This window comes from Macellibacteroides fermentans (assembly GCF_013409575.1).
Classification (GTDB): domain Bacteria; phylum Bacteroidota; class Bacteroidia; order Bacteroidales; family Tannerellaceae; genus Macellibacteroides; species Macellibacteroides fermentans.
Genome location: NZ_JACCCY010000010.1, coordinates 1 through 20,761 on the forward strand (window position 1 = coordinate 1; position 20,761 = coordinate 20,761).

Below are 20,761 nucleotides of genomic sequence, written 5' to 3' on the forward strand. Positions count from 1 at the left end.
AAAGAGTATTTCCGTATCGTACATCCGCGCCAAGGAGAAGAACGATACCGACAGGGTATTGTCCTTATATGGCAGTCCGTCTGAAAGGTATTGGTAATCAAAATCAATTAATAAACAGGACAAATTATGAATTTTGATAACCTACATCAGATTTTAGCGAATCTGTATCAGGAAATGCTTCCGCTTTGCGGTAATATGATTGGCGTCGCAAAAGGAATAGCCGGATTAGGTGCTTTGTTTTACGTCGCATATCGGGTTTGGCAGGCGTTGAGCCGTGCCGAACCGATCGACGTATTTCCGCTGCTTCGTCCTTTTGCCATCGGGTTGTGCATTATGTTTTTCCCGACATTGGTGTTGGGGACAATCAATGCCGTAATGAGTCCGATCGTCAAGGGCACAAACAGTATTTTGGTATCGCAGACACTCGATATGAAAGCGTATCAGAAGCAGAAAGAAGATTTGGAATATGAGGCACGGGTGCGTGAAGGGAAAGCCTGGTTGGTTGATGATAAAGTGTACGACCAGAAAATGAAAGAACTCGGCATTACCGATGCCGGCGAAGTCGTCAGTATGTGGGGCGAACGTCTCTGGTACGATATAAAGATGTGGTTCCGGCAAGTGATACGGGATTTTTTCGAGTTGCTGTTCAATGCTTCGGCACTGGTCATCGATACGATACGGACATTCTTTCTGGTCGTGCTTGCCATACTGGGACCCATAGCGTTTGCCTTTTCCGTCTATGACGGATTCCAGTCAACGCTGACCCAATGGATTGCACGCTATATCAGCGTCTATCTGTGGCTGCCCATTTCTGATATTTTCTCCTCGATACTTGCCCGCATACAGGTATTGATGCTTCAACAGGATGTTGCTCTTCTGCAAAACCCGAACTATATCCCCGACGGCTCAAACGGTGTATATATCGTGTTCCTGATAATCGGGATTATCGGATACTTTACCATTCCGTCCGTAGCCGGTTGGGTAATCCAAGCCGGAGGAATGGGCAATGCTACCTCAGCCATCAATAAAACGGCGGGTAAGGCAGGTGCTATTGCCGGAGGTGTTGCGGGTGCAACAGCAGGAAATGTCGGCGGTCGCCTGATCGGTAAATAATAAATCAATGTGCCAATATGCTAATGTGTCAATGATACTAATTATAACGGCATTGGCATATTGGCAAATTATCACATTAACAAATTAATTATATGGAATTTAAAAGTTTAAAAAACATTGAGACAAGTTTCAAACAGATACGGATTATCGCTATTGTATTTGTCGTCTTGTGTGCGGGAATAACAGGCTATTCGGTTTGGAATTCCTACGCATTCGCCGAAGCGCAACGGCAGAAAATCTATGTATTGGACGAAGGCAAATCGCTTATGGTGGCACTTTCGCAAGATTTATCACAAAACCGTCCGGTAGAAGCACGTGAGCATATAAAACGTTTTCACGAGCTGTTTTTCACGCTCTCTCCCGATAAGAAAGCCATTGAAAGCAATGTCAGCAGGGCGTTGTTCCTTGTCGATAAAAGTGCATTCAAATATTATCAGGATATGCAGGAGAAAGGCTACTATAACCGCATTGTGTCGGGCAATATCAATCAGGTTATCCGGATTGATTCCGTCGCCTGCAATTTCGAGATGTACCCTTACAAGGCGACTACCTATGCACGGCAGATGATTATCCGGGCAAGCAACGTAACCGAACGAAGTCTGGTTACACGCTGCGACCTGATAAACTCGGTACGTTCCGACAATAATCCGCACGGATTTACGATGGAACGCTTTGAGATCATTGAAAACAGGGATTTACAAACCATAGACAGATAGCATTATGATAAGAAAGAAAATTACAAACCTGAGAGACCGCATAGAAGACGGCTTGCGGTCATTGTTGGGGCAAATATCGCCCGACGGACGGATTGTCGTAATCCTTGTAATGCTTTTTCTGTTCAGTGCAGCTTCCATTTACATAACGGTTTCCTCTATTTACAACATAGGAAAGAAAAGCGGTCGGGAACAAATGCAGATAGAGCATATCGAGCGCTTAGAGTTGGAACAGCAACAAAAAGCAGACAGTATAAACCAATTAAATAGATTTGAGTATGAGTAATGAAAAAGAAGGCGACGAAATAAAAACCGACGTTGCCGAAACCAATAAAAAAGAGCGTAAAGAGGCCAAACCGAGAAAAGAACTGACTCCGCAGGAAATACAGAAACGGAAAAAGATGCTTGTCTATCCGCTGTTTGGACTTTTGTTTATCGGTGCGATGTGGCTCATTTTTGCCCCTCCCGGAAGAAAAGAAGAACAGCAACCCGACGGATTTAATTCCGAACTGCCTGTTCCCAAAGATGAAGCTATCGTCGGGGACAAGCGGACGGCTTACGAGCAGGAAGCGATGCAAAACAAGCAGAATGAAAAGATGCGGAGTTTGCAGGATTTCGCCTTCGCACTCACGGAGGAAGAAGACCGGAAAACGCAGGTTACTCCCGAAAGTCAAGTTGCTGTTGCAGATTCCTACAATTACGGCAGCGGTTCCCGGAACACATCGACTATTCAATCATCGGCAAATGCCTATCAAGATGTAAACCGTCAGTTGAACGACTGGTACGAGCATCCTGCAACGAATACGGACAAACAACAGGCACAGCTTGAAAAAGACGAGCGCATTCAGGAACTGGAAAGGCAACTGGCTGAAAAATCGGCTGCCGACCAACAACTTGAACTGATTGAAAAATCGTATGCCATTGCAGCCAAGTATATGCCGGGCGGACAGCCTGAACAGGCACAGACAATAGATAATACAATCAGCCTGAAAGAAAAAAATGTTGCAAAACCTGTATCGCAAGTCCATCAAAGCGTGGTTTCGTTGTTGGCTGCACCAATGGAAAACGGGGAGTTTTTGGAGCAATACGGCAAGCCCCGCAATATGGGATTTATCACGGCTGCCGGAAACGAAACGGTAACGGATAAAAACAGTATCCGTGCTTCGGTGTACCAAACCGTAAGCATTTCCAACGGAAAGGAAATGCAACTTCGTTTGTTGGAGGCGATGAGAGCCGGAGACAGGTTGATACCTGCAAACACGATTCTCACCGGAAGTGCAAAGCTTGGCGGGGAACGCCTCCATATTACCATTACTTCCATTCAGTATGCGGACAATGTGATACCCGTTGAAATGGAAGTGTATGATATGGACGGTATGCAAGGGATTTCTGTTCCGAACTCGGACGAAATAACCGCGATGAAAGAGATTGCCGCCAATATGGGTACATCAATGGGGAGCAGCATTACGATAACGGACGATGCGGGATCACAGCTTGCCGCCGATTTGGGACGAAGCGCCATTCAGGGAACATCGCAGTTTTTCAGTAAGAAGATGCGGGAGGTCAAAGTTACGTTGAAAGCGGGATACAAGGTTTTATTGCTTCCCAAAGCACAATAATTGAAACAAGAAAACGGCGAAAGCCAACCACTAAAAAAATCCAAGCAAATTTAATCATTAAACAATTAAAACAAATTTCGTATGAAACAATTTCTTTTTGCACTCGCCCTCATCGGGTGCGTATGCACAGCAAAAGCGCAAGACACAACTTCAACGCCCTCCAAAGGCGATTATTTTGACGGTCTGACACGACCGCTGACTTTTAACCGGATGATACCTCCGTATGCGTTGGAGGTAACATTTTCAAAAACGGTACATATTATTTTCCCTTCCGCTATCCGCTATGTGGACTTAGGTTCTGCCGATCTGTTGGCTGCCAAAGCGGATGGAGCAGAAAACGTTCTCCGGGTAAAAGCTGCCCTTCGGGATTTTTCCAAGGAGAGCAATTTGGCAGTTATCACCGAAGACGGGGCATATTACACGTTCAACGTAAAATATGCTGATGAGCCCGTGAAACTTTCTATTGAAATGACCGACTTTATCCACGACGGCGAAGCGGTAAACCGCCCAAACAACGCACAGGAGATTTATATGCGGGAATTGGGGAGTGAATCGCCTTTGTTGGTCAAGCTGATAATGAAGTCCATTTACAAAAATGACGATCGGGAAATTAAGCATATCGGATCTAAACGTTTCGGCATCCAGCACACGCTCAAAGGAATTTACACGCATAACGGATTGCTGTATTTTCATTTGCAACTCAAAAATTCGTCCAATGTGCCTTTTGATGTGGATTACATCACGTTCAAAATCGTCGATAAGAAAGTAGCCAAACGTACCGCTATTCAGGAACAGGTAATCGTACCGCTTCGGGCGCATAATAACCTGACATTGGTAGGTGGAAAGAAAACAGAACGTGCCGTATTTACCTTGCCTAAGTTCACTATTCCCGATGACAAGCACCTGATTATCGAACTGAACGAAAAAGAGGGCGGACGGCATCAGTCGTTCGTGGTTGAAAACGCCGACCTCGTAAGAGCCAAAATTATCAATGAACTCAAAGTGAAGTAAGAGGATGAAAAAATCATCAATCATACTAACGTTTGCGTTGTGCCTGGTCTTTATTGACCAAGCCTACGCGCAGCGTTGTTTACCCGGAATGCAGGGCATACAGGTAACAGGCGGAATGGTGGACGGATTTTATTCGTCGGACAATAAGAATGAACTGGGCTATTATTTTGGGGCATCTATGGCGACTTATACCAGAAACGCCAACAAATGGGTGTTCGGTGCGGAGTTCCTGAACAGGTATTATCCCTATAAAGAGGACAGAATACCTGTCAGCCAGTTTACGGCAGAGGGAGGTTATTACCTGAAATTCCTTTCCGACCGGAACAAAGTTGTGCTTTTCTCTTTGGGCGGATCTGCTCTCGCGGGATACGAAACAAGCAACTGGGGAGAAAAGAGACTCTTTGATGGCTCTACGCTTCGGGATAAAGACAGCTTTATCTACGGCGGTGCGATTACATTGGAAATGGAAACCTACCTGTCCGACCGTGTTGTGTTGCTTCTTACAGGACGTGAGCGGATATTGTGGGGGACTTCAACAGGACATTTCCATACCCAATTTGGACTGGGACTGAAATTTATAATCGATTAAACATAGAATTATAATGAAAAAAACATTAGCATATTTACATAATATCGGATGCGCCTCGGCAATTTCAAGCAAGCTTGATTGCACTCGGCTTTCACGATATTTTTTATACACGCTACTGCTTGCGGCAGTAGTCTGTGCCTGTTCTGACGACTTGGATATTCATCAGGTTTACGCATATGATTTGGTTTGTATGCCGGTGCAGAAAAAAATCGTTCAGAATGAAACTGCGGAAATCCGCTGCCAACTGGTAAAAGAGGGCGACTATGAGCAGGCGAAGTTCTTCATCAGGTATTTCCAACCTGATGGAAAGGGCGAACTGCGAATGGATGACGGAACACTGTTGCTTCCGAATGACCGATACCCGTTGGATAGGACTACGTTCAGGCTGTATTATACTTCCCGATCTACCGACCAACAGGTTATCGACGTGTATATCGAAGATAATTTCCGGCAGGTGGTGCAAAGGACATTCAGCTGGCAGAATGAAAACGGCGATAAGGAAGAATAAGATTAACGAAAATAATCACTAACCAAACGAAAACGCTCGAATAATTTTCGGGCGTTTTTTGTAATCTCGGAAAACCTTATGAGATATATACTGTTAATCTCCACAATTTTATTGCATATTCCAATTTTCGCACAGCTAAACAGAAAGTCGGAAATAGAAAAATTGACCGAAAAAGTTCACTCTATTAAGGAGTTCAAACAAATAGCCGATTCACTACAAATGTCTGTTAATGAACTTTGCGATTACCCCATAATTTATCCTGTTAAAAAACCACTGCGTATTTCGTCAGGTTTCGGAATACGTTATCATCCCATTTACAAAAGACGGATATTTCATACAGGAATTGATATTCCAAAGGCTAAGGGTACGCCTGTGTATGCCTCTGGAAACGGAATAGTAATCCGTAAAGGTTACTGTTCGGGGTATGGGAATTATATAGAGATTGAACACACAGGCGGTTTTCATTCGCTTTACGCCCATCTAAGCAAAACGATAGTGAATGTAGGAGATTCAGTAAGTATCACTCAACAAATAGCTTGTGTGGGTAATACCGGGATATCGACAGGCAGCCATTTGCATTATGAAATAAGGAAAGGGAGGCATTATTTGAATCCTATTGGATGGGGTTACTGCCTGATTGAAATATGGAGCAAACAAATTATAAATGAAAAGACAGCATGAAATTTCTTACCACATATTTACAGCACGGAGAAGACATAAAGTACAGGGCACGGATACATCTTTCTTATTCTTGCAACCTACCATACTATTGGCTATCGGGTTTATGTGATATTTTGATGAAATGAAAATAACGCATTATTTATTTAGGGATCACACTTCTGTTCTTGGGATTGGTTTCTCTCATACAGCGTGTATTAGTGAAAATTGGGTCAGTATATGCCATAACCAACAAACGAGTGGTAATCAAAACGGGAGTAATAAGTCGCCGGACGGTTGAACTGGTTCTTGCCAAATGCGAGGGTATTCAGGTAGTACAGGGTGTTTTGGGGCGTATCTTCGGGTATGGTTCTATTGTGGTTACAACTGGCGGTGCTACCAATTGCTATTATTGCGTTGCCCATCCGTTTTGGTTTAAGAGGGCGATAAATGAACAGATTGCTCTATCCCGAATGTAGGTAGGCGACTTCGGACAACTTATTGAAAAACACTTGATAAGTAATTTTGTCAGGTGTCTTTTTATGAGTACTTTTGCAAAAAAATAAATATGATTTATAGAACAAGAACTTACATTGCTGCTGATTGGGATAGTGACAGTAATGCAGTTGAGCAGTTAAATAAATGGAACGACAGTAACTATTTTAGCTTATCGTTTATTAATGCTCACGACTTACAGCAGGCACGTGACAATAGTCTTAATTGTAGCATCAAGAGTTCTCTCGCTACAAGGCTTAATGCGTCTAAGACATTTATTCTTATTGTTGGAAATAATACAAAAACAGTAAGAAGTGGTAGTTGTCAATATTGTGGAAGTAAAAATAGTTGGACAGGAGCTTGCGCACGAGGGTATTCTGTCGATAACCGAAGTTATATTGAATATGAATGCGAGAAAGCTGTGCGAGATGGATTAAATATTATTGTGTTGTATAAAGCAACCACAGTAGATAGAACAAAATGCCCAGATGCTGTAAAAAATGTTGGCATTCATATGCCGATGTGGGGATATAATAATGGACAATTGGTTTGGAATTACCAAGCGGTAAAATCCGCTTTCGGTCAGTAGTCAGAGCTTAACAAACAAATAGATATTATGGGAAACAAAACAAGTAATTATTCAGCTTTTTATGTAAGTGAGCCTTTTAGCGAATCATCTTTAGGAGCTCATGCTACAAAAGATTTTTATTATTACAATCTACTAAGAGCATGGAAGGGAAAAGACAGTTCGTTTCCATTCAATGATTCGCATGATAAAACATACAATGTTCGTGATGGAAGTGATTGGGAAAAGACACTAAAACCAAGATTAAGAGAAAGATTAAATTGTTCAAAAAACATTGTACTTTTTCTGAGTTCTATAACAAAAAATTCAAGGGCATTGAGAGAAGAAGTAGATTATGGAATTAATACGCTTGGACTTCCTGTTATTGTTATATATCCCGAATATGATAATAAGCAATCGTTGCTGACTCTTACTGGAAAATCAATAAATAATACTATAAAATCCCTATGGGACAATCTCCCGATTTTCAGAGATTCAAAATCGAAAGTTCCCATCATGCACATTCCTTTGGATAAATCGTTAATCAAATCGGCTCTAAACGATTCTGATTTAATGATAAATACTAAATGCGCGCCAAATGATTATTTCTTTAATTAAACTAAATATGAAGAAGGTTACTTTTTTCGACAAAAGAATACTGACAAAATTTTGGGGATATTTTTCTGTAATTTCAGGTATAATATCATTTATCTATTTGTTCAATTTTCTTCCCGCCACTTGTGAAAAATGCAATCTATGGATAGGTATTTCGTGCGTAATTATCCTTATTATTATTTATTTTTCAATATGGATTTACGTTAATAAACTAAAGAATGTGAAGATAGACATTGATGGCAGCAATGTAATTATTAAAGAGGGTGATATATTTAAAGAAGATGGATATAAGGTTATTGGCTTTAATGAATACTTTGATACTCAGGTTGACAATAAGATGATATCAGAGCACTCACTCAATGGTATTTTCATAAAAAAAATATGTGGTAACAATACTGAAGAACTTGATAAATACATAGTCGAGCAATCTGATTCAGAGGATATTGTTGCTAAAAATGTAGAAAGAAGAAAAGGAGGAAAAAAAATAAAATATAAATTAAGCTCCACTATTGTTTATGATGAATATTTGTTGACGGCTTTTTCAAAATTTGACGTTGAGAATAGAGCTAATTTAACAATGCCTGAATATATTGAATTCCTTATTAATTTTTGGGATAGAGTCAATCGAATTTATGCTCAAAAAAATGTTTCAGTACCAATATTTGGTTCTGGTATTACCCGCATAAAGGAACATAAAAATATTACTGATGAAGATTTGTTAAAAATAATGCTTTGGACATTTAAACTAAGCGAATACAGATTCAAATATCCCGCTAAATTAACCATCATCATACACAAAGACAAAATAGATGAAATTAATTTATTAGATGTTGAATCAATGGAAAAAGGCTTATGAAACAGCCAATATTGAAAAGGGCTTTTTGTTACTTTTTCTCCGCCCATTTCAGGCTCACGGAAAAAGTAGCGGGCGGAAAAACCGCCCGTCTGTGTTACTTCTGCTTATTCGATAGCCATTCGTCCCTATGTTTTCGACATTCTTCCAATGATTTGGCAACGGTAGAGAACAATTCTCCGTTTGTATGGCGGTAATCATATTGGTAGTATTCCGTTCCTTTGAACGCACCTGCAATAAATGTAGTGTAATTCTCTTTGCCCTGCTCGCAAACGGAGCAACCTTTGTTGTTGATTGAATTTGTATTCATCGCTATGGATATTAGTTATTGTCAATAATTTCAAGATGTTGAAGAGTGCCGAAATCGTCGTGTAGTCGGGCAAATGACCAACCTTCTTTGTACACATCATTTCCCCACCGATGTTTTTTGTCGTATCTCACTTTGACTTCCGCTGTGTATTCGGTTATCTTAATTTCCTCGATTGTTCCTGTTACTATTAAGCCTGTAAAGATACACTTACAACGCTTGCCGATTAAATCTGTTGTTACTTCTGCTGCTTTCATATTTGTATGTTTTTTATTTGTTTTATGCTGCTAATCTTTCTTCGATAAGTGGGATATTGCTTTCCACAAGTTGAATAATTCGGCTGTGATGTTCGGTGTTCTTGTTGCAAATGCCCCTGCTTTGAATAACTTTCAGTTGTGAGAGTGATACCTCAATGGTTTCAATCCGTTGTCCGTCAATGCAAGCGGAAAGGATAAGGCTGTCGGTTTTCGAGTGGTAACCGCCTACACAATGGTGCATCAGTTTTCCCTCCAACACAATGTCGGCAACGCTTTCGAGTACCCGAACGCTGATAAGTCCGTCTGAAAACATCAACCCGAAGAATTTGGCTTTGGCTTCCTTATATTCGGCTTCTTTCTCCAACTGTTTTTCAAGTTCCTGTCGTGCATCGGCTTTGGCTTTCTTCCGCATATAGCGGTCGTGTTCTGCGTGTAAATCGGTCGGGCAAATATACTTGGCGTTGTGCAGGTCTTTCCCGAAAAAGCGGAGATTGTCGATATAGTCGCACCAAAGCGTTGCATCTTCAATTTTGTAAGCGTCGCGGATACAAATGCGGATTGATTGCCAATAGTTGATAATGTTTTTCCAACCAATATCCATAATCCGTTCGAATAGTTTGGTATATCCCGCCTTGATTAAGGTTTCTGCTCTACTGTCAGCCAATAGGGTACGGAACAAGTCCAATGGTTTTTGATTGTAAAACGCTTTTTTGTAACCTGCCCGTTTCAGTTCCGGAATTAGTTTTTGTTTCGGGTATATAGTGCCTGTGCCTATTCTGTCATAAACATTAACACAAAACTTATTATTGCTGCTTTCGTTACGTAATTCGAGTGGAGAATGGAATATCCACGAATCAATATACATTGTTCCCATTGTTTGACGAAGCCGTGCAAATGTGGCGTATTTCCCATCAGGTGCAATCCAGCGTTGCATTACCTCCGAATGCGTATATTCAGGTAAATGACCAACTTTTGCGATATACTTAAACATAATGGTACGCATCACTTGAAAACCCTCGCAAGCGGTCATAATGGTCATATAGTAATATTCGCAAAAAGCACGCTTCTTAGTAGTTTTCACTTTCAATCTGGTTTTGCAATTGGGGCAGTTACATTCGGTCAATGTATCAACCAAATAACCTTTTCCTTGCCACGAATGACCGCATTTAGTGCAAGTGATTTTGCCTTTGTCCGTTCTTTGTCCGATATGTTCAATAATGTTATCATATCCCCATTGGACTTGCTTTTTCGTCAGTTTTGGCAGTTTATTGCTTACTTCAACTACTCGCTGCTGGAATTTATTTTTCGGTTTCATAGCTTTAAAAATCAAATAAACTTGGTTGGGAAATAATGGTTTGTTTGGGTGCTTTCTTTGTCGCAGATTGTTTTATTTTGTTATACTCCTCGTTTTGCAACTGTTGTATAGCGTCTTTTCGTGCTTGTTGCTTTTCTTCTTCGGTCAATTCAACGAAGTGGTTTACTACTACGTGAGCATTGTTCATCGGTTCGCCTATCTCAATGGTATCTTCATCGTAATAATGTTTATCACAAGTTTTGATAATCATTATTATCCAAAGTATATCATTATCCAAAGCTGTTTATATCCAATATTGATTGTCAATACTTTACAGTCAATAGTTTTCAGAATAGCTTTGGATAATATTAGCTTGATTTCTGGTAGTTTACTGCTTAAATTCCCTTTGCTTTTAGGTTTATTCACTACCTTTGTGAAAAACACAATAGGATGATACAGAGTATAAAGATAGATTGGTTAAACTGTTTTGGCATTAAGAGTCTTAACCATGAATTTAAGTTTTCCGCTGGAAAACAAGTGCATCTTATATATGCGGCTAATGGGACAATGAAAACATCGTTTGCCAAGACAATGAAATTTCTGTCAGAACAATCAAAAGAAAAACCTTGTGACCAACTTTGCAAGGAAAATGATGTTAAGTATGATTTAACAGCCGATGGTAATAATATATTGAATAAAAATATTTTTGTAGTAAATGGTGATGATGAGATAGATAGTTCCGGCTCTTTTATAAACTTCCTAGCTAGTGTTGAGCTTAAAACAAAATATGATGAAATATATCAAAAGCTAACAAAGGAGAAAGAATCTCTGATGACTAAGTTGAAGAGCAGTTCACAAAGTACCGATTGTGAAAAAGAAATAGTAGAAACCTTTACACAGAATGAAGATGATACTATTTTTAGTATTTTGGAGAAAATAGATCCTGAGGTAAATATTGGATTGCCAGTATTTGAATTCCGATATAATGATGTTTTCGATACAAAGGGAGCAGTAAAAGCATTTCTTGAAAACCATAAGGAAAATCTAAAAGAGTACATTGAGAATTATGAAAAACTTTTAACCGAATCCACATTGTATCGTTCTGTTGGAGCTCATGCTTTTGGAACTTATCAAGTAACACAGTTGTCTCAGTATGTTTCTGATGGCGTCTTTTTTGGGGTACAGCATAAGATTGTATTACAGGATGGAACAGAAGTCACCTCTCATGAGCAGTTACAGAAAATGATGTCCGACGAACAAGAAAGAATACTCAACGATGAAAAGTTGAGAAAATCTTTTGAAAAAATAACGAAAGCTATTGATAAAAACACAGAACTGCGAGGATTTAAGGCAGTAATTGAATCGCATCCGGAGTGGATTCTTGAAATGCTCAATTATGAAGATTTTCGCAAGAAAGTTTGGTTAGGCTACCTCGCTAAGACAGATGTAAAGCCACTTTTCGATTCATATATCCAGATTTATAACGAAAACAAGGATAAGTTGCTTGAAGTGTTGCTACAAGCCGGAGAACAACAAGAAAGATGGAAAGATATAATTAATCTCTATAATGCTCGCTTCCACGTACCATTAAAAGTTTCTATAGCTAACCAGCGAGACATTATCTTAAAAAAAGAAGCCGCAAAACTTCAATTTTCTTATATTGTGGAAGGGCAAGCACCCATTATTAAGGAAAGAAAGGAATTAGACAAAATATTGAGCCGTGGAGAGAAACGTGCTTTTATTATTTTGCAGTTTCTTTTTGAAATGGAGGCTCGCAAGATGGTTGGCGATGATTGCATTTTGGTGATGGATGATATAGCCGATTCTTTTGACTACCAGAATAAATACGCCATTGTTGAATATATCAAGGATTTAGCTGAAAGAGGTGGCAATAAGTTTTATATGCTCATTATGACCCATAACTATGATTTTTACCGTACAGTTTCGTCTCGTTTGAGTCTATTTCAGAATAATCTTTGGATGGTTGAACGGACAGCAGACGGCAAGGTTACTTTGGAGACCGGACAATATAAGGGTAACGTATATGCTAATGCTTTTGTAGGACATGATGACAATGACAAAATTTTCATCAGCATGATACCTTTTGTAAGAAATCTGATAGAGTATACAAAAGGAGAGAAGGTGTCAGAATATATCACACTTACTGATTGTCTACATATGAAAGGCGACACAACGAGCATCACTGAAAGCCAAGTCATAGACATTCTGAATGATTACACATTAGGCAAAGGCATAAAGCGTACAAAAACTGTTAATAAAGTATATAACCTTATATGGCTACGGCAGACGCAATTGCAAACGAGGCAACGCCTAATCCAGTGTTAATACAAAATAAAATTGTACTTTCTATTGCTATTCGTCATTTAGCCGAAAAATATATGCATGACAAGATAATTGCTTCTGGAAAAGATGAAGCGGTCCTTGTTGTTTCCGGTAATCAGACCGGAAAGTGGACAAGCTTATATAAGGATACTTGCCCTACCGATAGCAATAAGGATATCATAGAGCGAGTTAATATGATGACACCAGAACTCATTCACGTAAATAGCTTTATGTTTGAGCCATTGATAGATATGTCAATTTTTCACCTAATAAAGCTGTATAAGGATTGTAAGGAGAACTTAGCGTAATTGCAGCAGATGAGATGTGTAAAGATTATTTTATTATAATCTCATGTAGTTAGGATAGAAAAATAATGCCCTATAAACGACATGAATATAGGGCATATTATTTCGAACACAAGTTGATGATTATTTCCCCAGCCCTTTGAGCCAATTCAGTAACTCCTTATCCTTTTCCCAGACTCCATCTTGAGAAGGACGTGGAATAAGATCTACATAGGCATTATCGAGAGCTTCACGTTTTTGTTTTGAGTCTACTCGGGCATAAATTTCTGTGTACCTTACAGAGTTATGTCCTAGGATGTCACGCACATAAATAATGTTAAGACCAGCCTGTAAAAGATGGGTAGCTTTCGAATGGCGGAACGTATGCGGTGAGATTTTTTCAGGGAGTAGCCCTGGATATTGAGTTCGTACCAGTGAAGCATACATATTTATAATATGTGCCAATCCAGCGGTTGTCAGTATTCTATCATGGGCATTAGTGAACAGGGGATCTTTACCAACCATGTTCTCATCAATCCCTTTATCTTTCATATATGCACGAAGAATAACACATAATTTTTCATGTATCGGGACGATGCGTCTCTTTTTACCTTTCCCGTACAATGTCACATGCATAGGCTTACTAAAGTTTATGTTTTGTGGAGTGAAGGAAATTAACTCTTGAGCACGTGCTCCTGTATCATACAAAAATGCCAAAATAGCAAGATGGCGTCGCCCTTGTATCGTATCCGTCGGTATTTGTGCCAGCAAAGTTGACATACCTTCTTGAGTTAAAAAGGAAACGGTGGATTGCTCTGTTTTCTTGGCTTTGATGGTCAGAACCTCTTGCCATTTATTGATATTCTTAACGTCCTGATACTGCATGAAATAGCAGAAAGCGCGTAAAGATGCCAGACGAGAGTTTCGTGTCGTAGGAGAACTATTACGTTCTTTCTCAAGCCAATTTAAGAATGTCAAAACATTTTGCCGTGTAATGTGGTCTAACATGACCTTGTTGGCCGGTATTTTCTTCTGGCTGAGAAAAAACTCATACCACACCGTAAATGTGTCACTATAACTTCGAATCGTATGCTTGCTAACACCTCTTTCGAGGGGAAGGTATTCTACAAAGAAACGATTTAAATATTTTGCTAAATCTGTTATTTCATTCATACTGGATTTGTTTTATTAGGGATATCAGGGAATATGTTGCCAATACTTTTACCCTCTTCTTCGATTAAATTAGGGTAAATCTCTAATGTTAGACGAACGTAATGTTCTGTCGCATAAATATCGTGATGTCCGAGAAGTACAGACAGGATGGGCCATGCCGTATAAATGTCGAGTCCTGATTTTACCATTTGATGCAAAGAATGAACAGCAAAAGTGTGCCTTAGATCATGTACTCGTGGTCCTTGTCCTTTGCCACTATGGCTTATGCCACATTTTTCAAGGATTCTGCGGAAATGTAGATAAACGGCATTGGTCGACATCATCTTTCCAAGATGATTGACGAACAAAGGGGCACATGGATTATCAATGCCTTTTATCGGCATTTTATTACGGTATCCTATATAGGTAATCAACGCAGACTTCATGTCCTCATTTAGAGGAATTAGTCGATGTTGACGGTTCTTTGTCTTTTTCAGTAAGACAAATCCCTTTTCTATATTTACATCTTCATTTTTTATCTCTATCGTTTCTCCAACACGGGCTCCACAATAATATAGGAAACGCAGTATCGTCGGAATATACATATCAGACACGTAGTCATGTGATGAACTTGTAAGACTGTAGAATCTATCGTCTTGAAGATCATAGCGACTTCCTCATGAGAATACACACGGGGGATGTAACTCTCTTTTGGACGTTTGGGAGTCAGAGGAATGAATGAATCAAACCCCATATGACACATATATTGACAGAACTGACGAAAGTGCATCACCTTTTCATAGGCTGTGCGTTGGTTCCTATTAGCAAATTCCTCTTTCCAACAAAGAAAAATTTCTCTGGTCATTATTGGGAAACCAAGTTTCTTAACTTGATACATGCCGTCAATCTCTTTAAAAATAGTAGCAAATTGACAAGGGTGTATATTTTTGGTCTGAAGCATTTTAATATAGTCGTACATCAGTGGTGCCAAAGCACTGACAAGCTTTGGTTCGTGATAACATCGGTTACTCATAGAAAATCCCTCCTTTCTGTGTATAAAATGAGTCCGGAACCTGAGGTACCTCAAGCAGACATTTTTTCATACCTTCAAGATCAACCCGAAGATAATTCATCGTTGATTGAGATGAAGCATGTCCCAATATACTGGATATCATAGGCAATGATTGTTCATCTTTCAATAACTTGGATGCCAAGGAATGGCGCATGGAATGTATTCCGTGATGCCGTTTTCCTACATGTATCTTCGATTTATATATAGCGGTTTGGATGCCTACATAAATAGTATCTCTGGAAACTGGCTCAAATGGTGGTTTGAGAGTAATGAATATAAAGTTGCTTCTCCCGACCTCTCTCTCATTTTTAAGATAATCCACGATAGCATTACCAACTTCTGCTGTAAGTGGTAGTTCAATTTTACGTTTGGTTTTCTGCTGGATAAGTGTAATACAATTCTTATCCCAATCAATGTTTTCAAACTTTAGATTAATGATATCCGATGTACGCAATGCCAATCGAGATGCCAGCATAAAAACTGCATATAAGCGTTTGCCTCCAAATTCACTTTTATTTATAGCATTACCAATAAGGGCAATCTCTTCTTCTGTATAAACCGAAGGGAGTTTTTCTTTTTGAGGAAATCTAAATCCCTTAATTAGTGTGCCAAAGTATTGAGGAACCAACTTACTCTCAACTAAATAATAGCACAACCCTCTGAGGACGAAAACACGCTGTGATTTGTTTATCTGCACTGATGCTACAAAATCCAGAAGATGCTGTTCCGTCAAAGTCGACAAAGTTTCTATTCCTCTAATTCTCAGAAACGTTAAAAATCGACCGAGCATTCTTTCATATACATATAAGGTTCTATCTGCTACGCGATGTTCTCGTTTATAAGACAAAAACTCTAACATGATACTCCCAATTTCCCCGCCCATATCAAAGCTTTGCTTTTGAGGCACATAACGTTTAATACTACCAGTCTCAAGAACTGTATTGAGGATTGTGATGCATCTACCTAAATGATTGTAAGTTTGCATCACATCTGTCGGAAGAGAGGATAGAAATATCTCTCCAACTTGGGAGGAATAGTACTCCTCTCCATTTGTTTCCATGAAAGGTTTAACTTTTTCATACCATATAGACCGATATGTCTCTATGGTCTTCTCGCTAAATCCTACATTTTTCATGACTGCCATGCATTCATGAACTAAATCTGAAAATAATTTTGTTACCATCTTTCTTTATTTTTAATTATAAGATCAGCGAAGTATACAAAATTATCAGAAGAAAATTATCAAAAGTGAATTTTAAATTGCTGATTTATAGATATATGAGGCAGGACAGGCATATCAACTTTGGATTTTTAGCTACTTGGGATAAAAATGTACCGCCATATTGAAAATTTCATCATCGTGAAAACCGTTACAACTGCTTTTCTTGACCTCGTTCAGAATGTATGTTACACAATCGTCAATGCTCTTTTCTGGTTTGGAATATTGGAATGAAAATAATATGTCCGTTTCGGCACGTTGGTCTAAATATGCCTTTATCGTGTTCTTGAAATGATTTGAGCCTTTCATATCTGTATTTAATTTGTGGGACAGAATAGGCTCTGTCCCTTGTGAATAATTAATCTAATCCGAAATAATACGCTAACCGTTGCTCTTGTGATTTTGGGAATATCCACCCTGCCAACTTCTGACCATTGAAAGTCAATCGAGCGTTAAATCGTCCGCCCATTGCTTTAAGTTCGTCTTTGATTGACTTTGTTTCTCCGAAAACCGCCACCGCTTTGGTTGAATACTCAACCAATGTGCAATTTGCTTTGCCTCCTGTCGGCTTGCTTGGCGGCGTTGTACCTCCGTTCTTGTTGATATGAATGTTATCCTCGTTTCCTGCGGTGTAGGCAAATTCCTCTATCGTGTTTTCACGTTTATACACGGGTTCTTTCTCGATTATCCAACCGTGATATTTGCTTTCGCCCAAATAGTAGCCGTCGCCCATGCTGTACTTCTCACGGTGTTCGTAATCTTCGTTAGGCTCAGCTAAATAAGCGGTTTCCTCAAAGTTGGATGCGTGTTTACGCATTTCAGAAAAGATGTCCCTTTTGTGCTTGGAAAAACCTATGATAACCGTCCGCTGTGTGCTATATGAGTAGTAATCAGTATAGCTGTCGCTCTCGTTTTGTCTTAAACGTGCTACGATAACCGCCTGTGCATCTTCGGGAAATATCTCAGCAAAGCGTTTGCGACCGATTTCCCTAACCTGTTCTACTCTGTTTTTTTCCTGTTCGGCTTCGTCCTGCTCTGTTTTCTTCTTTTGCTGTGCCTCCTGCAATAGCATTGCGACTTCAATGCCGTCCAAAAATGTCGGATTGTCCTGGTCGTAATAATAGCCGATACCGAATTTTTCTTTCAATGGTCGGATAATATCCGCAATGTAGAATTCCTTTGTCCGTAAACAAATTAACTTATATGCTATACCCCAATCTCTTTTAAGAATGTCGCACACAACGTATTTATCGTTGTTGTAGCCCTCCATTTGGATAATCTGATTGACTTCTACCACTTGTTTGGCTCTGTCAATTTCCTTGTTTGCACCTAATAAAAATACTTTGCTCATATTTCTGATTTTAAAAAATTAATAATGTGATGATTACGAGAATAATCCCGATAGAAACAACTGTCAGAAAGAGAGAGAAAAGCAAGCCTACAAACTTGAAAAAGAGTCTTAATAACTTCCAGATAAGCCAACCTGCCACCACAAGGGAAATAGTTCCACCCGAACGAGATAACAACCCTAAAAACGCTATCCAAACCACTACCGCCACCAATTTTATGATGATTCCGGAGCCGAGGGAGTTTTGTTTCAGTATGTTTTTCTCTTTTCTCATAATTCTGACATTTTTTTTGCGTCATCCATCACGTCGGTCGTTTTTTGTTTCGAGGGCATAAAAAGGGATAGTGCATAGGACTGTCAAGTTTTTTGCAATAAATACGCTCGCCCGACCCCAATTTTTCAGGGAGGGAAAGAGGAAGATTTGTGGCAAAACCACTTGTGGCTCGAACTTTACAGTCCGTAATCTGCACGTTCATACCTTTGCCCGCAGAACAAAAGCGACCGCTCAAAAGGATGACTTTAACCGGAATGTGGAAGAATTAGGAAGGCAAGGAAAAGAGAGAAATATACCGTTGAAAAGTTTTTTGAACAGATTTCTTTTATAATGAGAAAGATGCTTGAAATCCGGTTATACGACACAAATATTTTAAGATTAAAAAAGAAGGAGATAGCTCAATAAATTCTATTTTTGTAGCTATGATTAACAAGTCAAAACACAAAATTCGCATTTACCGTTCCGACACACAAACGGAACTCGCTCTGCCTTTTGCCAATGAAGGTATAAAGGCTGGATTTCCTTCTCCTGCCCAAGATTTTTTAGACCAATCGATTGATTTGAATAAGGAATTGATTAAAAATAAAGAGGCGACATTTTACGGTGTAGTGAATGGCGACAGCCTGAAAAAGATAGGCCTTATGCACGGTGATATTCTCGTTATCGACCGCTCGATGGAGTTTTGTGATAATTATTTGGCTGTGTGCTTTATTGACGGCGAATTTACGACCAAATTTATCAAAAGAGACAATGATATTATATGGCTGATGCCCGAAAATGACGATTACCAACCAATAAAAGTGACAGAAGAAAACCAGTTTATGGTGTGGGGTGTGGTAACATACAGTATCAAAAATTGTCTGCATATTAAACGATGATAGGACTTCTCGACTGCAATAATTTCTATGCTTCTTGCGAGCGCGTATTCAATCCCGCTCTCAACGGACAAGCTGTGGTTGTGCTAAGCAACAACGACGGCTGTGTTATTGCCAGAAGTAACGAAGCCAAAGGACTTGGCATTAAAATGGGAACCCCTTTTTACCAGATAGACGATTTGGTAAGGACGAAAAAGGTTGCCGTTTTCTCGACCAATTTTACACTTTACGGTGATATGTCGAACCGAGTGATGAATATCATCCGCCAATTTACGCCCGATGTGGAGATTTACTCGATTGACGAAGCATTTTTAGCATTGGACGGATTTAGTGATTTAGCTAATTACGGCAAAAAAATAGTTGGAACTATCACAAAATGGACCGGCATTCCTGTTTCTTTGGGCATCGCGCCTACCAAAACATTGGCAAAATTGGGTAACCGTTTTGCTAAAAAATATCCCGCTTATAAAAATGTCTGCATTATCGATTCGGACGAAAAACGTATCAAAGCATTACAGAAAACAGAAATAGGTGATGTGTGGGGTATCGGAAGACAGCACCGGAAGTTTTTAGAATCCCAAGGCATAAAAACAGCATTTGACTTTACGCAGAAAAGCAGTTCGTGGGTACGCAAATATATGACCATTGTTGGCGAACGCACCTGGCGTGAGCTCAACGGCGAAGCCTGCATAGGCTTGGAGCAGGTACTTCCCAACAAAAAGCAGATCCTCACATCCCGAAGTTTTGGTAATATGGTTTCGGAATATATCCCATTGTCCGAGTCGGTAGCTACTTTTGCCTCGCTTTGTGCCGGAAAGCTAAGAAGGCAAAAGTCCTGTGCCACTTCACTGATGGTGTTTATCCATACCAATAAATTCAAGGAAGATTTGCCGCAATATTATCAGAGTAGCATTATCGAACTGCCCGTGCCGACAAATTTCCCAGCTGAAATAATTCATTATGCGCTTGAAGCGTTGAAAAAGATTTTCAAGGAAGGATATCAGTACAAGAAAGCGGGCGTGATGATTACCAATATCGTTCCCGACAGTTGTATCCAGACCAATCTTTTTGATGGCTTGAACAGAGAAAAACAGAGGAGATTGACAAAAACGCTTGACCTGATCAATTCCAAGTATCCAAAATCGGTTATTTTCGGTGCTCAGGGCATAGACCACGAATGGAAAATGAGGCAGAACAATCTTTCTCCTTGTTATTCCACCCGCCTGAAAGACGCAATACGGATTAATTAGAACGGGGAAGATTATGTGCTTCAAGCATAATTGCGTGAAAATAAAAACCGTCTAAATACATTGTTCCGACAAAACAATCTTTACAAGGGTACGATACGCTTCAAAAGAGTATGCTTGTGTTTTCCTACCGAAACTTTCTTTGATGTGTGAGTGCAGTTCTCGTAACTTCCTGCCCGGCGAAGCGTGGCAGACAAGAAGATTACGCAAACGAAACGGAAACACAAAGAGTGTTGCAGGTGCGATAAAGAAAAAGCCTATCTCAATGAAGAAATAGGCTTTTGGTCTGTTTACAAGTATCGTTTAAATTCTCTTTTTACCATAAAGTTTTTTGCCATCGGGAGATAGATA

At 39.6% G+C, this 20,761-nt stretch carries 25 protein-coding genes and 2 pseudogenes; 17 read left to right on the plus strand and 10 right to left on the minus strand.

What is annotated here, in order from left to right:
• The 13 genes and pseudogenes from F5613_RS16720 to F5613_RS16345 all read left to right on the plus strand — a co-directional run.
• Positions 1 to 97, plus strand: a pseudogene (locus F5613_RS16720) (DUF4141 domain-containing protein); the annotation flags it as partial.
• A gap of 29 nt (positions 98 to 126) precedes the next feature.
• Entirely contained in the window at positions 127 to 1,113 is a 987-nt protein-coding gene (gene traJ / locus F5613_RS16290) for a conjugative transposon protein TraJ (protein ID WP_179400539.1), read from the plus strand.
• Positions 1,114 to 1,205: 92 nt separating this feature from the next.
• A complete protein-coding gene (gene traK / locus F5613_RS16295) occupies positions 1,206 to 1,829 on the plus strand; it encodes a conjugative transposon protein TraK (RefSeq protein ID WP_179400540.1) in 624 nt (207 codons plus the stop codon).
• 4 nt (positions 1,830 to 1,833) lie between these two features.
• On the plus strand, positions 1,834 to 2,112 hold the full coding sequence (locus F5613_RS16300) for a TraL conjugative transposon family protein (protein WP_179400541.1): 279 nt from the start codon (positions 1,834 to 1,836) through the stop codon (positions 2,110 to 2,112).
• Positions 2,105 to 3,445 carry a conjugative transposon protein TraM gene (traM, locus tag F5613_RS16305; RefSeq protein WP_179400542.1) on the plus strand — a complete coding sequence of 447 codons (1,341 nt, stop codon included), beginning with the start codon at positions 2,105 to 2,107 and terminating at the stop codon, positions 3,443 to 3,445. Before F5613_RS16300 ends, traM begins: the two co-directional genes overlap by 8 nt.
• Positions 3,446 to 3,526: 81 nt before the next feature.
• Entirely contained in the window at positions 3,527 to 4,456 is a 930-nt protein-coding gene (gene traN, locus F5613_RS16310; RefSeq protein ID WP_179400543.1) for a conjugative transposon protein TraN, read from the plus strand.
• Positions 4,457 to 4,460: 4 nt separating this feature from the next.
• Entirely contained in the window at positions 4,461 to 5,045 is a 585-nt protein-coding gene (locus F5613_RS16315) for a conjugal transfer protein TraO (RefSeq protein ID WP_179400544.1), read from the plus strand.
• Between the two features lie 115 nt (positions 5,046 to 5,160).
• Positions 5,161 to 5,553, plus strand: a complete 393-nt coding sequence (locus F5613_RS16320; protein WP_246303452.1) for a DUF3872 domain-containing protein — start codon at positions 5,161 to 5,163, stop codon at positions 5,551 to 5,553.
• A gap of 78 nt (positions 5,554 to 5,631) precedes the next feature.
• A complete protein-coding gene (locus F5613_RS16325) occupies positions 5,632 to 6,234 on the plus strand; it encodes a M23 family metallopeptidase (RefSeq protein WP_179400546.1) in 603 nt (200 codons plus the stop codon).
• Between the two features lie 197 nt (positions 6,235 to 6,431).
• Positions 6,432 to 6,689 carry a PH domain-containing protein gene (locus tag F5613_RS16585; RefSeq protein WP_317171270.1) on the plus strand — a complete coding sequence of 86 codons (258 nt, stop codon included), beginning with the start codon at positions 6,432 to 6,434 and terminating at the stop codon, positions 6,687 to 6,689.
• Positions 6,690 to 6,778: 89 nt separating this feature from the next.
• Entirely contained in the window at positions 6,779 to 7,294 is a 516-nt protein-coding gene (locus F5613_RS16335; protein WP_179400547.1) for a TIR domain-containing protein, read from the plus strand.
• Positions 7,295 to 7,321: 27 nt separating this feature from the next.
• Positions 7,322 to 7,888, plus strand: a complete 567-nt coding sequence (locus F5613_RS16340) for a TIR domain-containing protein (protein ID WP_179400548.1) — start codon at positions 7,322 to 7,324, stop codon at positions 7,886 to 7,888.
• A 7-nt stretch (positions 7,889 to 7,895) separates the two neighbouring features.
• Positions 7,896 to 8,741 (plus strand): macro domain-containing protein, encoded by an 846-nt coding sequence (locus F5613_RS16345; RefSeq protein WP_179400549.1) that lies wholly within the window; start codon positions 7,896 to 7,898, stop codon positions 8,739 to 8,741.
• Positions 8,742 to 8,835: 94 nt separating this feature from the next.
• Here F5613_RS16345 and F5613_RS16350 read toward each other — a convergent pair whose 3' ends face one another.
• The 4 genes from F5613_RS16350 to F5613_RS16365 are packed head-to-tail and all read right to left on the minus strand — an operon-like array spanning position 8,836 to position 10,867.
• Positions 8,836 to 9,048: a DUF3873 family protein gene (locus tag F5613_RS16350; protein ID WP_179400550.1), complete on the minus strand. Its 213-nt coding sequence runs from the start codon at positions 9,046 to 9,048 to the stop codon at positions 8,836 to 8,838.
• Between the two features lie 11 nt (positions 9,049 to 9,059).
• Positions 9,060 to 9,302 (minus strand): DUF7258 domain-containing protein, encoded by a 243-nt coding sequence (locus F5613_RS16355; protein ID WP_179400551.1) that lies wholly within the window; start codon positions 9,300 to 9,302, stop codon positions 9,060 to 9,062.
• A gap of 22 nt (positions 9,303 to 9,324) precedes the next feature.
• Positions 9,325 to 10,617, minus strand: a complete 1,293-nt coding sequence (locus F5613_RS16360; protein ID WP_179400552.1) for a PcfJ domain-containing protein — start codon at positions 10,615 to 10,617, stop codon at positions 9,325 to 9,327.
• Positions 10,618 to 10,621: 4 nt separating this feature from the next.
• Entirely contained in the window at positions 10,622 to 10,867 is a 246-nt protein-coding gene (locus tag F5613_RS16365) for a Cas9 inhibitor AcrIIA9 family protein (protein ID WP_179400553.1), read from the minus strand.
• A 179-nt stretch (positions 10,868 to 11,046) separates the two neighbouring features.
• Here F5613_RS16365 and F5613_RS16370 point away from each other — a divergent pair, with 179 nt between their 5' ends.
• On the plus strand, positions 11,047 to 12,942 hold the full coding sequence (locus tag F5613_RS16370; RefSeq protein WP_179400554.1) for an AAA family ATPase: 1,896 nt from the start codon (positions 11,047 to 11,049) through the stop codon (positions 12,940 to 12,942).
• Complete coding sequence (locus F5613_RS16375; protein ID WP_179400555.1) at positions 12,891 to 13,247, plus strand: hypothetical protein; 357 nt, start codon at positions 12,891 to 12,893, stop codon at positions 13,245 to 13,247. Before F5613_RS16370 ends, F5613_RS16375 begins: the two co-directional genes overlap by 52 nt.
• Positions 13,248 to 13,367: 120 nt before the next feature.
• Here the strand turns inward: F5613_RS16375 and F5613_RS16380 are convergent, their stop codons facing one another.
• The 6 genes and pseudogenes from F5613_RS16380 to F5613_RS16405 all read right to left on the minus strand — a co-directional run bounded on the left by F5613_RS16380 (position 13,368) and on the right by F5613_RS16405 (position 18,288).
• The gene (locus F5613_RS16380; protein ID WP_179400556.1) at positions 13,368 to 14,396 is read right to left on the minus strand and encodes a tyrosine-type recombinase/integrase; all 1,029 of its coding nucleotides are present in this window, start codon (positions 14,394 to 14,396) and stop codon (positions 13,368 to 13,370) included.
• Positions 14,393 to 14,980 carry a tyrosine-type recombinase/integrase gene (locus tag F5613_RS16590; RefSeq protein ID WP_246303450.1) on the minus strand — a complete coding sequence of 196 codons (588 nt, stop codon included), beginning with the start codon at positions 14,978 to 14,980 and terminating at the stop codon, positions 14,393 to 14,395. Before F5613_RS16590 ends, F5613_RS16380 begins: the two co-directional genes overlap by 4 nt.
• 420 nt (positions 14,981 to 15,400) lie before the next feature.
• Positions 15,401 to 16,630: a tyrosine-type recombinase/integrase gene (locus F5613_RS16390; protein ID WP_246303451.1), complete on the minus strand. Its 1,230-nt coding sequence runs from the start codon at positions 16,628 to 16,630 to the stop codon at positions 15,401 to 15,403.
• 141 nt (positions 16,631 to 16,771) lie between these two features.
• Positions 16,772 to 16,975 (minus strand): annotated as a pseudogene (locus tag F5613_RS16395) (PcfK-like family protein); the annotation flags it as partial.
• Positions 16,976 to 17,024: 49 nt separating this feature from the next.
• Positions 17,025 to 18,017, minus strand: a complete 993-nt coding sequence (locus tag F5613_RS16400) for a fusion protein (protein ID WP_179400524.1) — start codon at positions 18,015 to 18,017, stop codon at positions 17,025 to 17,027.
• 10 nt (positions 18,018 to 18,027) lie between these two features.
• Entirely contained in the window at positions 18,028 to 18,288 is a 261-nt protein-coding gene (locus F5613_RS16405) for a hypothetical protein (protein ID WP_179400354.1), read from the minus strand.
• Between the two features lie 422 nt (positions 18,289 to 18,710).
• On the opposite strand from F5613_RS16405, the gene F5613_RS16410 reads away from it, so the two are divergent.
• Together F5613_RS16410 and F5613_RS16415 are read left to right on the plus strand one after the other, a co-directional pair.
• Entirely contained in the window at positions 18,711 to 19,166 is a 456-nt protein-coding gene (locus F5613_RS16410) for a LexA family protein (RefSeq protein WP_179400353.1), read from the plus strand.
• Positions 19,163 to 20,413, plus strand: a complete 1,251-nt coding sequence (locus F5613_RS16415; protein WP_179400352.1) for a Y-family DNA polymerase — start codon at positions 19,163 to 19,165, stop codon at positions 20,411 to 20,413. The genes F5613_RS16410 and F5613_RS16415 overlap by 4 nt, the downstream gene beginning before the upstream one ends.
• Positions 20,414 to 20,761 lie beyond the last annotated feature (348 nt).

Bases quoted from the DNA above. Each gene is read 5' to 3' on its own strand.
- traJ (WP_179400539.1), top strand. From the start codon at position 127: ATGAATTTTGATAACCTACATCAGATTTTAGCGAATCTGTATCAGGAA.
- traK (WP_179400540.1), top strand. From the start codon at position 1,206: ATGGAATTTAAAAGTTTAAAAAACATTGAGACAAGTTTCAAACAGATA.
- F5613_RS16300 (WP_179400541.1), top strand. From the start codon at position 1,834: ATGATAAGAAAGAAAATTACAAACCTGAGAGACCGCATAGAAGACGGC.
- traM (WP_179400542.1), top strand. From the start codon at position 2,105: ATGAGTAATGAAAAAGAAGGCGACGAAATAAAAACCGACGTTGCCGAA.
- traN (WP_179400543.1), top strand. From the start codon at position 3,527: ATGAAACAATTTCTTTTTGCACTCGCCCTCATCGGGTGCGTATGCACA.
- F5613_RS16315 (WP_179400544.1), top strand. From the start codon at position 4,461: ATGAAAAAATCATCAATCATACTAACGTTTGCGTTGTGCCTGGTCTTT.
- F5613_RS16325 (WP_179400546.1), top strand. From the start codon at position 5,632: ATGAGATATATACTGTTAATCTCCACAATTTTATTGCATATTCCAATT.
- F5613_RS16335 (WP_179400547.1), top strand. From the start codon at position 6,779: ATGATTTATAGAACAAGAACTTACATTGCTGCTGATTGGGATAGTGAC.
- F5613_RS16340 (WP_179400548.1), top strand. From the start codon at position 7,322: ATGGGAAACAAAACAAGTAATTATTCAGCTTTTTATGTAAGTGAGCCT.
- F5613_RS16345 (WP_179400549.1), top strand. From the start codon at position 7,896: ATGAAGAAGGTTACTTTTTTCGACAAAAGAATACTGACAAAATTTTGG.
- F5613_RS16350 (WP_179400550.1), bottom strand. From the start codon at position 9,048: ATGAATACAAATTCAATCAACAACAAAGGTTGCTCCGTTTGCGAGCAG.
- F5613_RS16355 (WP_179400551.1), bottom strand. From the start codon at position 9,302: ATGAAAGCAGCAGAAGTAACAACAGATTTAATCGGCAAGCGTTGTAAG.
- F5613_RS16360 (WP_179400552.1), bottom strand. From the start codon at position 10,617: ATGAAACCGAAAAATAAATTCCAGCAGCGAGTAGTTGAAGTAAGCAAT.
- F5613_RS16365 (WP_179400553.1), bottom strand. From the start codon at position 10,867: ATGATTATCAAAACTTGTGATAAACATTATTACGATGAAGATACCATT.
- F5613_RS16370 (WP_179400554.1), top strand. From the start codon at position 11,047: ATGATACAGAGTATAAAGATAGATTGGTTAAACTGTTTTGGCATTAAG.
- F5613_RS16375 (WP_179400555.1), top strand. From the start codon at position 12,891: ATGGCTACGGCAGACGCAATTGCAAACGAGGCAACGCCTAATCCAGTG.
- F5613_RS16380 (WP_179400556.1), bottom strand. From the start codon at position 14,396: ATGAATGAAATAACAGATTTAGCAAAATATTTAAATCGTTTCTTTGTA.
- F5613_RS16590 (WP_246303450.1), bottom strand. From the start codon at position 14,980: ATGTATATTCCGACGATACTGCGTTTCCTATATTATTGTGGAGCCCGT.
- F5613_RS16390 (WP_246303451.1), bottom strand. From the start codon at position 16,630: ATGGTAACAAAATTATTTTCAGATTTAGTTCATGAATGCATGGCAGTC.
- F5613_RS16400 (WP_179400524.1), bottom strand. From the start codon at position 18,017: ATGAGCAAAGTATTTTTATTAGGTGCAAACAAGGAAATTGACAGAGCC.
- F5613_RS16405 (WP_179400354.1), bottom strand. From the start codon at position 18,288: ATGAGAAAAGAGAAAAACATACTGAAACAAAACTCCCTCGGCTCCGGA.
- F5613_RS16410 (WP_179400353.1), top strand. From the start codon at position 18,711: ATGATTAACAAGTCAAAACACAAAATTCGCATTTACCGTTCCGACACA.
- F5613_RS16415 (WP_179400352.1), top strand. From the start codon at position 19,163: ATGATAGGACTTCTCGACTGCAATAATTTCTATGCTTCTTGCGAGCGC.